Raw genomic sequence first — 12,238 nt, forward strand, 5'->3', positions numbered from 1 at the left:
TGGAGAGTAGTTGCAGGTGAAATTAGCATTGCTGATAATTTTGGCAGTAATTATCGGATTACTGGTAGTGATTGAAGTGGGATTGCGATCGCTCTTTGGTTTTGGGAATCCCCTGATTTACCTTGGTGATGAGCAGATAGGTTATTTGTTAGCGCCTAACCAGCACACCCGTCGCTTTGGGAATCGGATTGAGATTAATGAATATTCTATGCGTAGCCAGCCGATCCAAAAAACACCTGCACCTTCTACATTACGAGTGTTAATGCTGGGAGACTCAATCGCTAATGGTGGTTGGTGGACAGATCAGGATAATACAATTTCTCAGTTAATGATGCGCTCCTTAACTTCAGCGACTAACGGTAAATATCAACAAGTCGAAGTATTAAATGCATCAGCTAATTCTTGGGGTCCAAGAAATGAATTAGCCTATCTGCAAAGATTTGGGAGTTTTCAAGCCCAGGTAGTAGTGTTATTAATTAATACCGATGATTTATTTGCTACGGCTCCGACATCCTTACCAGTGGGACGCGATCGCAATTATCCAGATCGGAAACCGCCTCTAGCTGTAGTAGAAGTCTGTTCACGTTATTTGCTCAAAGAAAAGCCAAATCCGGAAATTCAAGCCTTACAAAAGGAAGCAGGCGATCGCGTGGGGATAAATTTAGAGGCGATCGCTAAAATCCAGGCGCTAACCCAGGAAAAAAACAGCCAATTTCTCTTAGTGATGACTCCCTTATTGCGAGAGATTGCTGAACCAGGCTCCCGTGAATACGAAATTAAAGCACGTCAACGGTTAAATGAATTTACGCAAGCCCAGCAGATCACTTATATAGATGTATTGCCCATATTCAACTCTACCCCAAACGTGAAAGCTTTGTATCAAGACCACATCCACCTCAACTTACAAGGTAATCAGCTAGTGTGCCAACTCATCGAGCGATCGCTTGTGGGAATGATTGAGCAAGTGCGATCGGATTATCAATAATCAGCTATTAAATGACAAAAAGTTAGTAACAACTTGTCTATAATTCCCGATCATTCCTATATTTACATTAAGTTGATATTCTAAATTCCAGAAGTTATAGCAAAATAAAACTAAAAGTTTTTCCTAAATAATATTTAGGTTTTTAATAACTCAACCAAGAAACTTTGGTGTGGTTTGGGTAGTGGATAACTCACAACTAGACTTTATATACCTCTAGAAATAGCGAGGTGATAATATGGACTCCAATAAGCTCCTGAGTCGATATGCAGCAGGGGAAAAAAATTTTAATGGAGCCAATCTGCATCAGGCGAACCTGTCTAATTTTGATTTGACTGGAATAAATTTCGCCGATGCTGACTTGAGCGGAGCCGACTTAAGTGGAGCGAACTTAAGTGAATGTAACTTAACTAGAGCAAACCTGACTGATGCAGATTTAACGAGTGCTAATCTCAACAATGCCAACTTGAGTGAGGTAAACTTGATTGGCGCAGAAATGATCAGCGCTAATCTGGAAAAAACCAACCTCAGCCGTGCTGATTTGCGGGGTACAAATTTAACAATGGCAAAGCTATTTGGTGCAAACCTCAGCGAAGCAGAATTGAGTGGAGCGGATTTAAGAGGTGCTGATTTAAGAGAAACAAATTTGATTTGTTGTAATCTGGATGAAGCAGAAATTACTGATGCAGATTTAACTGGAGCAAGTCTTACTGTACAAGAAATGGGCGACAGCATTTTGCATATCGGTTTATCCCATAAATGGGTGACTTGGGCTGGTAGTTGCTCAATAATTCAAAATTAAATAATTTGTCACTCATAAATCGTAATTACGTCAGGTTAGTTGATTTACACACTAAACAAAACTGGTCTTATTATAGGCCAATACGCTGGCAATACGGTTATAGCATTTTCTGTAAATCATAGCCCCCTCCTCGCTTGCGGGGACGGGGTTGGGGGTGGGGTGACGGTACCTCACTAAACAGAGAAACGCTATATGTTAAAGGAGAAAGGAAAAATGGGAAAGGTTTCAATTCACTGTTTACCCTTTTTTCCTTACCTCTCTTCCTCTGTAAGTTTATACTCTTTAAGTAAACCGTTGATTTCTTGCTGTGTAAATGGATTCTTTCCAGAACTTAAAACTTTTACCCAACCTTGGCGTTGTGATTTCCTTTCTTGATTGTCAGTCTCAGCGATGAATACTTGAAAGTCATCAATTGCGCCTTTTGTGTTTCCTGTTAGCGCCCTAGCAAGGCCACGACTATGACGAACATTACCATCATTAGGAGCAAGCGCCACAGCTTTTTCACAGGCAGACAACACATCCTTGACATGACCCCGCAGACTCCCTTGCCAACAAAGTTTGTTCCACAAATCCACATCAATTTCCCCGTTGGGAGTGAATTTTTGGGCTTTGGTGTAAGCGGCTACTGCTTCTTTAAATTTACTTTCCTCTATCAGTTTATTTCCCCTATCAACTAGCAAGGAAACGGCTTTTATATTTAGCTCAAATTCAAAACTAGGGTCTAGTTGCAAAGCAGCTTGAAAAGCAACAACAGCACCATCAATATTGCCTACCGCTGCTAAATCCTCACCCTGATTAACTTGATTTGCAGCTTCTACCAATGGCTTTGCTTTTGCCTCTGGGTCAAATTTTAAGTTGGGATTCCACTTCAAAGCTTGACGAAAGGTAGTAACTGCTTCTTGGGTAGCACCATTTCTTGCTTGCTCCTCACCTTCCGCAATCAAAAATGGCGCTGCTGCCATCAAAATAGATGGGTTTTGGCATATTGATAGTCTTTTCAAGTCTTGAGGATGGGTAACAAGGTAATCGTGCATCCAGTCACAACCTCGTGACAACAGTTTATCTAAGCTTTCCACAGACCACACCCGTGCTGTGTTGTCATCACTAGCAGTAACAATTAGTTTGCTATCAGGGCTAAAACTGGCATTGTTGACCGCTTTTTCATGCCTATTGAGTTCGGCTAACAGCCTACCTGTTGTTTCCCACACTAGCGTTGTGTTAGCAGAGGCAGTGACAATGAGTTTGTTATCGGGGCTAAAACTCGCATTGATTACCCTACCTGGATGCCCTGGAAGTTGGGCTAACAGCTGACCGGTTGTGTCCCATACCCGCGCTGTGTTGTCATCACTGGCAGTGACAATCAGTTTGCTATCGGGGCTAAAACTGGCATTGTTGACCTTATCCTGATGTCCTTTAAGTTGGGCTAACAGCTTACCAGTTGTGTCCCATACTCGCGCTGTCTTGTCCCAAGAGGTAGTGACAATTAGTTGACCATCGGGGCTAAAACTTGCATTGTCAACGTTATCTTGATGTCCTTTAAGTTGGGCTAACAACTTACCAGTTGTGTCCCATACTCGTGCTGTCTTGTCCCAAGAGGCAGTGACAATTAGTTTACCATTGGGGCTAAAACTTGCATTTATCGTCGGTTCTTGATGCCCTTTGAGCTGGGTTAAAAGCCTACCTGTTATGTCCCACACCCGTGCTGTGTTGTCATCACTGGCAGTGACAATCAGTTTGCTATTAGGGCTAAAACTGGCATTGATGATCCCACCTTGATGCCCTTTGAGTTGAGTTAACAGCTTACCGCTTGTGTTCCATACCCGCGCTGTCTTGTCAAAGGAAGCAGTGACAATCAGCTTACTATCAGCACTAAAACTAGCATTGTATACACTACTCTGATGCCCTTTGAGTTGGGCTAACAACTTACCTGTTATGTCCCATACCTGTGCTGTCTTGTCCTCACTAGCAGTGACAATCAGCTTACCATCAGGGCTAAAATTGGCATTGTATACAGTACTCTGATGCCCTTTGAGTTGGGTTAACAGCTTACTCGTTATGTCCCATACCCGCGCTGTCTTGTCAACAGAGGCAGTGACAATCAGCTTGCTATCAGGACTAAAACTGGCATTTATGACCAGCTGCTGATGTCCTGGGAGTTGGGTTAACAGCTTACCAGTTGTGTTCCATACCCGCACTGTCTTGTCAAAGGAGGTAGTAACAATCAACTTACTATCAGGACTAAAATTGGCATTTCTGAGCGCAGCTTGATGCCCTTTGAGTTGGCTTAACAGCTTACCGGTTGTGTCCCATACCCGCGCTGTTTTGTCATCACTGGCAGTGAGAATCATCTTGCCATCGGGGCTAAAACTGGCACTTCTGACCTTATCCTGATGTCCTTGGAGTTGGGCTAATAACTTACCTTGTATGTCCCATAGCCGGGAAGTTTTGTCATCGCTAGCAGTGAGAATCATCTTACCATCGGGGCTAAAACTGGCACTTCTGACCGAACCCTGATGTCCTTGGAGTTGGGCTAATAACTTCCCGGTTATGTCCCATAGCCGCACTGTTTTGTCATCACTAGCAGTGAGAATCATCTTACCATCGGGGCTAAAACTAGCACTTCTGATCGAATCCTGATGACCTTTAAGTTGGGCTATCAGCTTACCGGTTGTGTCCCATACTCGCGCTATCTTGTCAAAGGATGCAGTGACAATCAGCTTGCCATCGGGGCTAAAACTGGCACTTCTGACCGAACCCTGATGCCCTTTGAGTTGGGCTAATAACTTCCCGGTTGTGTCCCACACTCGCGCTGTCTTGTCCTCACTAGCAGTGACAATCAGCTTGCTATCGGGGCTAAAAGTAGCATTGTAGACAGGCTTTTGATGACCTTGAAGTTGGGCTAAAAGTTTACCAGTTGTGTCCCACACTCGCGCTGTCTTGTCAAAGGATGCAGTGACAATCAGCTTGCCATTGGGGCTAAAACTGGCATTGATAACCAAATCTTGATGCCCTGTCAGCTGCGTCCGTTCTTGAATCCGATCTAAAATTCTTTGTAAAGCTAATATGGGTCTGGTGGTTGGATATTGTTCTAGAGGGCGACCATCCTTAACTATTGATTGCAATCCTTGCCCCGCAATCATGGCTGTGAGTAAGGCTTTGATTGACTGTGTTTCAAACTGATGTAAAGCTGCTACTGCCTGTCGCTCTAAACTTGTGCCTTCTTGTGCTTCTTGAATAGTTTTGTTTGCCCAGAATCCAGCTATTGCTGCTAATACCAACATCACAACCAGCATCCCAGAGCCAATGCGAAGCATCTGCCTTGCTTGGTGTCCAGCTTTCATCAATCTTTGATGGGCGGCTTCGGCTTCGTGGCTTTTACTAATATAGTTTTTCTGCTGTTGGGTTGGTTGGGGTTGTTGAACAGTACTAGAGACCAGCCATTGCTCTGCTGCTTCTAAATCAGTCCCACGTAGCAAAAAGCTATCATTACGCCCTTTGTTCTCCCACTCCAGCGCCCGAATCAGCAAGCGCGTATGCCCACGCACATATTCTAAATTTGTATCAATTGCTTGAATTAGGTGGGCAAAAACATTGTCAAAATCATCTTGTTCCCGAAAGAACAGCCAGTTGTGGCGAGAAAGGGCAGGATGAACCTGCTCTATGTCGAAGCCTTCTCTTCGTACAATGGGCACAAGGCGCTTACTATTTTTGATTGCGTGTTCAATCTCTTGATTGCAGACTTTAGAGGCAATCGAATTTGGACTAATTACAAAGACAAAGGTGTTAGTTGCCTCAATCCCCGCTTCAATTTCTGACCACCAATCAGCAGTTAAAGGAATATCTTTCCAGTCAACCCAGGTTTCACGCTTCTGAGCTTGTAGTGCATTTTGGAGAATAACGACGAACTCCTTGTCTATGCGCGAATAGGAGATAAAAACGTCTGTCATGTGATTTGCTCAGTCTGCGTTTAGCTTGGTTTATCCTAGTGAAACTACTATAATCTGTGTTATGTTTTTTATCAACTGAATATGATGCCTATACTTCTTACTGTTCGGTTAAGCATCTTCGAGTGGATATTTGGTTTGGGGCTAAGGGTTCATAGGGAAGGGGGAAAGGGCAAAATCTTTCCCCCTAAAAAACTTTAGATAGTTCGGTTGAATCGTGCCTACTTACTGAGTAATTATTTTGAATTGTTAATAAACTAAAGGCGTTGCACCCTGCATTTTTCTTAAAGAATTTATACAAGCAGGACAATCACAGCCGAATAAAGCGATCGCCATATCGCTTTCTTGGTCGTTAAACTCTAGCATAGGTACACCATCGGCAGATGGTTCGGCTTCTGCTTGATATTTAGGAATTTGCTCTAAAACAGACGCTCTCGCACATACTAAACCAACTTTATGTTTATTACGAATACAAGACAGACGATCTGTATTTGTGGGTTGGGCTTCGATAGCTTGGGCTTGATTAATGACGATTCCTGTTGACAGAATAGAGCTAAGAAGTACAGGAGTTGACATTAAGTGAAGTATGAATTTGTTCATGAGTTTCCAGGTGAAGAATTTCCAATGCTCAAATGAGCCGATTTCATCTTACAGTACAAACTAATAGTCATCAGGAACGGAAGTTTTTTAAGGCTGTCAACTCTTTTTCAGCTTGCAGCCAATGTTCCACAGACTTGCCATTGGGATAGCCAGTTTGTTGCCAGATTTCATAAGCTTTCAAACGGATTTTATTTTCGTCTGGGCGGTTACTGATAAAATACTCACAGGAATTAGTAGTTAAACTATAGGGATCTGTTGCAAAAAAATCCTGACGACCTAAAATTTCAGCTGTAAACAGGTAACACTCTTGTTTGATCGGACAATTTTGTCCGGGACACATAGTAATGTCGTAGGGCATATAGCAATCGGATGTAAGTTTTAAGGGACTTCCAAAGTAAAAAAATATTCCGTTGTTATTGTTGACTGTTGACTGTTGACTGTTGACAGTCAACAACTTTTAAGGAAATAGATTTTTTCCGGAACGATCGCTCTATTCCCTTTTTTAATATTGTGATTTTAACTGTATCGGCGGGGAGTGTAAACGGAGACACTGCCATCACTGCGCTGAATCGTCTTTGTCTTGCTGGAACCAATAATAATCATGGTTCGCATATCCGCTACTGCTGGTGCTAGCTCCTCAAGGGCAATTACTTTTACAGTCTGTCCCGTCCGTCCGAGATTTCGCCCTAAGACTACTGGGGTATTAGGTGTTCTGTAGCGCAGCAAAATATTTCTCGCTTCTGTTAGTTGCCAAGTACGCTCTTTAGAAACAGGATTGTAGAAAGCGATCGCAAAATCAGCTTCAGCCGCCGCCGCAATTCGTTGTTCAATAATTGACCAAGGCTTCAAAATATCTGAGAGGGAAATAGCACAGAAATCATGTCCCAAGGGTGCGCCAATAGCGGCGGCGGCGGCTTGCATGGCGGAAATTCCCGGTGCTACATGAATCTCGATGCTGTCCCATTCCGGTTTAGCATGGTGATCCAAAACCTCAAAAATTGCTGTCGCCATCGCATAAATCCCCGGATCGCCAGAAGATACCACCGCCACATATCGCCCTTCGGCTGCTAAATCCAGCGCCATTTCCGCCCGTGATATTTCTTCGCGATTGTCAGAATCATGTCTTTGCTTACCTTCAGCCAGAGAACCAACTAAATTTAAGTAAGTTGTGTAACCTACCAAATCAGTAGCCGATTTGAGAATTTCTTTCACCTCAGGAGACATCCACTGTTGACTACCAGGCCCCGTACCAATCACAGCTAACCGTCCCCGTGGCTGTCCGATAATGCTGGGGTCGATTGGTTCGGGGGAAAGAGCGATCGCAATTTCTGCATCTGTGGAAATTAGCTCTCCATCTGTCCCTGTGGCTGCAACTGCTACTGCTTGGGTGAGGCTATAACCTTGAGATTGTAAGTTTTCTAGTTGATTTGAGGTAAAAAAGCGTGTAGGCACTCCCAAGGCGCTAGCAACAGCATGAATTGCTGGATTGGCAGCGATCGCAATTGGTGCAAATACCCCAGCTACCGATGCTGGCGCAAGTTCCGCAGCTGCTAATAGTTGCTGTATTGAAGCTAGTATTTGCTCGTTACTTCCAGAGATTTCACTAAGAGCGATCGCAATTGTAGCTGGATGGTATATCAGACAGTTTGGTGTAGGATTTAGTAGGCGATCGCTAATTTTAATCGTCAAATTGCCATCAGGGTCAATGGGTAATTGACTATTAGTCAACCAAGGCGCTATTCCTTCCAACTTCACCTGCGCCCCAGCTAGCAAATCCGAAATAAAAGTTTTGGCATCATCTGGATTAGCTAAATGATATCCAGAGGGAGGAGACAACAGCGCTGTGCGAAACCGGATATCGCCCGTAGTCGTGATTGCTGCTTTGACATCAAATACCTCAGCAATGCGACGCGCCAAATCATTCACCCCACTCAATCCACCTAACAGCGGCACAACCGCACTACCATCCTCAGCTACAGCTACTACTGGCGGTTCTTGGCGTTTATCCGAAATCATCGGCGCTAAAGTTCTGATTAAAATACCTGCTGCACAAATCCCAATCAGTGGCGTTCCTTGGGCGAACAATTCCCGCACTGTCTCACCAAAATTGCTAAAGCTGACATCTATTTCAGAAGTCCGCCCCGCCAAACCGTATAACGTCGCCCCTGGTAGCACACTCATGATTTTGCGTGCTACTGCCACACTATTTTGACCCAATACCACAACAGCAGGTGCAACCTTTGACATCATAAAAACTTATGGAACTGTATATAGGTATAGTCCAGAGTCAATAGTCAATAGTCAATAGTCCAGATTAATTAACCATGCCCAATGCCCAATGCCCCATGCCCAATGCCCAATGCCCAATGCCCCTTGAACCAGTAAAAGATAATTTGCTAATATTTCCAATGCGTAAGTTCTCAAAATAAAGCAACTCTTCATTACCATGCCAACATCTGCAATTGACGGTAAAGACGCAGCAGCTATCCAAGCGGTAACAGAAGGGGTTGCTGTATGCGATCGCTCTCATTGGGGACGCATCCGTGTTTCTGATGATGACCGCATCCGTTTTTTACACAACCAAACTACTAATGATTTCCAAATTTTAAAGCCTGGGCAAGGGTGCGATACGGTGATGGTAACATCCACAGCCCGCACGATTGATTTAGCGACAGCATACGTTCTAGAAGATGCGGTTTTATTGTTGGTTTCGCCTAGCCGGCGCGAATTTATCTTGCAGTGGTTGGATCGCTATATCTTTTTTGCTGATAAGGTACAATTAACCGATGTGACAGATGAAACCGCTACTTTTAGTCTCATCGGCCCTGAAAGTGATGCGATTATTGAAAAGTTGGGTGCGATCGCAATTATTGGTCAACCATACGGTAATCATCTTATCCTCAACGATGGCTTAATTGTTGCCGTTGGTAGTGGCTTGGCTTCTACTGGATATACCCTAATTTTGCCCGTCTCAGAAAAAGAGAAGGTGTGGGGTCAAATTTTAGAATTAGGCGCAGTAGAGTTGAGCGATCGCGCTTGGGATGCGTTGCGAATATTACAAGGAAGACCCGCCCCAGATGCGGAACTAACAGATGATTACAATCCCCTAGAAGTTGGCTTGTGGCAGACTATATCTTTTAATAAGGGTTGCTATATCGGGCAAGAAACCATTGCCAGACTAAATACATATAAAGGTGTAAAGCAAAACCTTTGGGGAATTCGCTTGAGTGGTTTTGCGGAAGTTGGCAGTGCGATTTCTGTTGGCGATGAAAAAGTTGGCAAACTTACCAGTCTCACTGAAATAGCTGACGGCTATTTTGGGCTAGCTTACATTCGGACTAAAGCAGGTGGCGTTGGCTTAAAAGTGCAAGTAGGAGAAACCGAAGGTGAAATAGTCGCCGTACCCTTTGTCTCTCACGAATATCCCTAAGCCTAAATGCTTGTCCTACAGGCATTTTTGGTGAGCAATATTCTCTACACCTTGGTCTATTTACCTGAAAATAGCTCTAAAGTCGCATTTCGTAAATTTTTTTAGCCGACAATTGTTTGGGATTGTTGAATCAACTACAAATATATATATAGATAAAATACAATGCTTATCATAGGTTTATTCAATCATTGATGAAATATCACACCATTGATGAACTTCTCAGCAATAATCAGTCTTGGGTTTCCGAAAAACTAGCCCTAGACGCGAAATACTTTGACAAATTAGCAGACGGACAAAAACCACCTTTTCTTTACATAGGTTGTTCCGACAGTCGTTTACCGCTAACGAACTTTACCCGCACAGAACCCGGAGAGTTATTTGTACATCGCAATATTGCTAATCAAGTTTCGCTAACTGATATTAACTTCTTAGCTGTTTTAGAGTATGCGATTTTCCATCTTCAGGTTAAACACATCATTGTTTGTGGACACTACGATTGCGGTGGAATTAAAACAGCGCTAGAAGGAAGAAGCACCGGAATCATTGATAGCTGGGTAAATCCGATTCGGGAACTTTATTTACACAACCAAGGCGAGATTAATGCCATACCAACCAGAGAAGCGCGTCTAAATCGACTAGCAGAAATCAACGTTCTGGCGCAGGTAAAAAATCTCTACCAAACTTCCATCATCCGGAAAGCACTCCATGAGCAAAACGCCCCGACAATTCATGGTTGGGTGCTAGACATCAAAACAGGGTTAATCAAAGACTTGAATGTCTCAACTGTACAATGGCAATTACCTTCATGTCCCTTGTTTGCCAAACCGTCTCTAGTTACTATGCCTGAGATTCATCCCACAGATGGGGTTGCAGGTTGTTGTTGCGAAGAAGCAACTAAGTCCGGATAAATAGGCTACGCTACTATCAACTACCCATGCCATTGTATTGCCTGACAATGCTATTGTATCGCCTGACAATGCTATTGTATCGCCTGACAATGCCATTGTATCGCCTGACAATGCCATTGCATCGCTTGACAATGCCATTGTATCGCCTGACAATGCCATTGCATCGCTTAACAATGGCATTGCTTCGAGTAACAATGGACTATTGACCATTGACCATTGACCATTGACTATCTTCAAAAGTGAATAAAAATAGCTTCCTCTGGATTCCAATCAGCACCTTGACAGAACTCATCTACCCAAGAGGCTAAACTACGAGCATTACTGCTAGGTGAGACTTTACTTTTAGTCGGAATAGCTGGCAATTGTATCTTCAGTGGTTTACTATTGCTAGGAACTTTGATAGCGACAGCAAGGGATTTCAAGTTTGTATCATCTTGGGGAATCTCGGTAGGCATAGCTGACGCTAACATAGTTGTGCTTTGGGTAGGAATCTCGGTAGTCATTGTTAGCGATCGCCTTTGATGATTTTGAACTATAGTCTGAGCAGGAGGCTTCTCGACAAGTAGCGTCTTCGCTGAAGATTCCCGATTTACCTGGGTAGCCACTGCAAGCGATGATCCAAATTGGCGATCGCGAAATATTCCATTAGTTTCTGAAAAGGATGATACAGTAATTTTTGTTGGTGCCAAATCAGTAAGTGCCTGTTCGGAATTTAATATTCTCGTTGGCGATTCGGAAGTCACTTCTGAATAATCAGTTATTAATGATACATGCTGAACTTGATCCTGAATTTCCTCCAAAGACTCACTAGGCAATTCATTAGCAGCGTTAGCATCTTCTTCAATAATTAAATCTAACTCTTCATCAGGATTGAAGTTAAGACCCAAAGCAGCAACTATTTTGTCAGGATTATTACTTAATTCAGTCAGAAAAGAAAGTACTTGTTCAAACTGCGGTTCTAAAACAGACAAAGTAGCCAACATAAAACCAGAACAAGGGCGGCGCACACCATCATAAGTACCCCAGATTCGCATTTTTACTAACCAAGGGCGGTTTTGTGCGTAGTAACTCAGCCACTTCATTTTTAATGATTGACGTAGCTGCTGAATATTCATGGCTTCCTCACTTCAGTCAACAAAGAGTGCAGACTTGATAAATTTTTAAACAGTTTATCCTTGGGGATGAAACCGATAATAAAGCATCGGCTTGACTCTTTGATCACCTAATAAGTGTTGTTCTACCAGTAGAGGTACTTCACTTGGTTGAACGCCGCTATACCAGACCATCTCCGGTAATATTAATACCATTGGCCCATTGCCACATTGTCCCAAACAGCCACTAGCAATAACCATGACACCAGAAACCGGTAAAGCAACAAAGGCGGCTAAAACATCTGCTGCACCTTGTTTTTTACAAGCGCGGTTTTGGCACACGCGTACACATCTTGGCGAAGAATTTGGATCTGTTGTGGGTGAGTGTGATGGTTGAGTGGTATTTGACATTTTTACCAACCGCAGAGGCGCTGAGGACACAGAGAGGGAGATCAGGGGAGATAAGGGAAGGAGGATAAAT

General features: G+C 43.4%; 11 protein-coding genes. 5 read left to right on the forward strand and 6 right to left on the reverse strand.

Annotation, left to right across the window (positions count from 1 at the left end):
* Positions 1–16: 16 nt before the first annotated feature.
* Both AACU32_RS29420 and AACU32_RS29425 read left to right on the forward strand, forming a co-directional pair.
* A complete protein-coding gene (locus AACU32_RS29420) occupies positions 17–985 on the forward strand; it encodes an SGNH/GDSL hydrolase family protein (protein ID WP_096604947.1) in 969 nt (322 codons plus the stop codon).
* A gap of 235 nt (positions 986–1,220) precedes the next feature.
* Positions 1,221–1,784: a pentapeptide repeat-containing protein gene (locus AACU32_RS29425; RefSeq protein WP_096604949.1), complete on the forward strand. Its 564-nt coding sequence runs from the start codon at positions 1,221–1,223 to the stop codon at positions 1,782–1,784.
* A gap of 251 nt (positions 1,785–2,035) precedes the next feature.
* On the opposite strand, the gene AACU32_RS29430 is transcribed toward AACU32_RS29425, so the two are convergent.
* The 4 genes from AACU32_RS29430 to cobJ form a co-directional block, all read right to left on the reverse strand.
* Positions 2,036–5,731, reverse strand: a complete 3,696-nt coding sequence (locus AACU32_RS29430; protein ID WP_096604951.1) for an eIF2A-related protein — start codon at positions 5,729–5,731, stop codon at positions 2,036–2,038.
* Positions 5,732–5,977: 246 nt separating this feature from the next.
* Positions 5,978–6,328, reverse strand: a complete 351-nt coding sequence (locus tag AACU32_RS29435) for a hypothetical protein (RefSeq protein WP_096604953.1) — start codon at positions 6,326–6,328, stop codon at positions 5,978–5,980.
* Positions 6,329–6,398: 70 nt separating this feature from the next.
* Positions 6,399–6,686 (reverse strand): DUF2934 domain-containing protein, encoded by a 288-nt coding sequence (locus AACU32_RS29440; RefSeq protein WP_096604955.1) that lies wholly within the window; start codon positions 6,684–6,686, stop codon positions 6,399–6,401.
* A gap of 158 nt (positions 6,687–6,844) precedes the next feature.
* Entirely contained in the window at positions 6,845–8,578 is a 1,734-nt protein-coding gene (gene cobJ / locus AACU32_RS29445; RefSeq protein WP_096604957.1) for a precorrin-3B C(17)-methyltransferase, read from the reverse strand.
* Between the two features lie 196 nt (positions 8,579–8,774).
* On the opposite strand from cobJ, the gene ygfZ reads away from it, so the two are divergent.
* The 3 genes from ygfZ (at position 8,775) to AACU32_RS29460 (ending at position 10,872) form a co-directional block, all read left to right on the forward strand.
* Positions 8,775–9,758 carry a CAF17-like 4Fe-4S cluster assembly/insertion protein YgfZ gene (gene ygfZ, locus AACU32_RS29450; protein ID WP_096604959.1) on the forward strand — a complete coding sequence of 328 codons (984 nt, stop codon included), beginning with the start codon at positions 8,775–8,777 and terminating at the stop codon, positions 9,756–9,758.
* A gap of 191 nt (positions 9,759–9,949) precedes the next feature.
* Positions 9,950–10,666, forward strand: coding sequence for a carbonic anhydrase (locus AACU32_RS29455; RefSeq protein ID WP_096604961.1), 717 nt, complete (start codon positions 9,950–9,952; stop codon positions 10,664–10,666).
* A gap of 26 nt (positions 10,667–10,692) precedes the next feature.
* Positions 10,693–10,872: a hypothetical protein gene (locus tag AACU32_RS29460; protein ID WP_339378365.1), complete on the forward strand. Its 180-nt coding sequence runs from the start codon at positions 10,693–10,695 to the stop codon at positions 10,870–10,872.
* 27 nt (positions 10,873–10,899) lie between these two features.
* Here the strand turns inward: AACU32_RS29460 and AACU32_RS29465 are convergent, their stop codons facing one another.
* A complete protein-coding gene (locus tag AACU32_RS29465; protein ID WP_096604963.1) occupies positions 10,900–11,781 on the reverse strand; it encodes a DUF5331 domain-containing protein in 882 nt (293 codons plus the stop codon).
* 54 nt (positions 11,782–11,835) lie between these two features.
* Positions 11,836–12,168 carry a (2Fe-2S) ferredoxin domain-containing protein gene (locus AACU32_RS29470; protein WP_096604965.1) on the reverse strand — a complete coding sequence of 111 codons (333 nt, stop codon included), beginning with the start codon at positions 12,166–12,168 and terminating at the stop codon, positions 11,836–11,838.
* Positions 12,169–12,238: the final 70 nt, after the last annotated feature.

This window comes from Calothrix sp. NIES-2100, from assembly GCF_963875285.1.
Lineage (GTDB): Bacteria > Cyanobacteriota > Cyanobacteriia > Cyanobacteriales > Nostocaceae > Aulosira.

Coding starts and splice junctions, on each gene's coding strand:
- AACU32_RS29425 (WP_096604949.1), top strand. CDS start 1,221: ATGGACTCCAATAAGCTCCTGAGTCGATATGCAGCAGGGGAAAAAAAT.
- AACU32_RS29430 (WP_096604951.1), bottom strand. CDS start 5,731: ATGACAGACGTTTTTATCTCCTATTCGCGCATAGACAAGGAGTTCGTC.
- AACU32_RS29435 (WP_096604953.1), bottom strand. CDS start 6,328: ATGAACAAATTCATACTTCACTTAATGTCAACTCCTGTACTTCTTAGC.
- AACU32_RS29440 (WP_096604955.1), bottom strand. CDS start 6,686: ATGCCCTACGACATTACTATGTGTCCCGGACAAAATTGTCCGATCAAA.
- cobJ (WP_096604957.1), bottom strand. CDS start 8,578: ATGATGTCAAAGGTTGCACCTGCTGTTGTGGTATTGGGTCAAAATAGT.
- ygfZ (WP_096604959.1), top strand. CDS start 8,775: ATGCCAACATCTGCAATTGACGGTAAAGACGCAGCAGCTATCCAAGCG.
- AACU32_RS29455 (WP_096604961.1), top strand. CDS start 9,950: ATGAAATATCACACCATTGATGAACTTCTCAGCAATAATCAGTCTTGG.
- AACU32_RS29460 (WP_339378365.1), top strand. CDS start 10,693: ATGCCATTGTATTGCCTGACAATGCTATTGTATCGCCTGACAATGCTA.
- AACU32_RS29465 (WP_096604963.1), bottom strand. CDS start 11,781: ATGAATATTCAGCAGCTACGTCAATCATTAAAAATGAAGTGGCTGAGT.
- AACU32_RS29470 (WP_096604965.1), bottom strand. CDS start 12,168: ATGTCAAATACCACTCAACCATCACACTCACCCACAACAGATCCAAAT.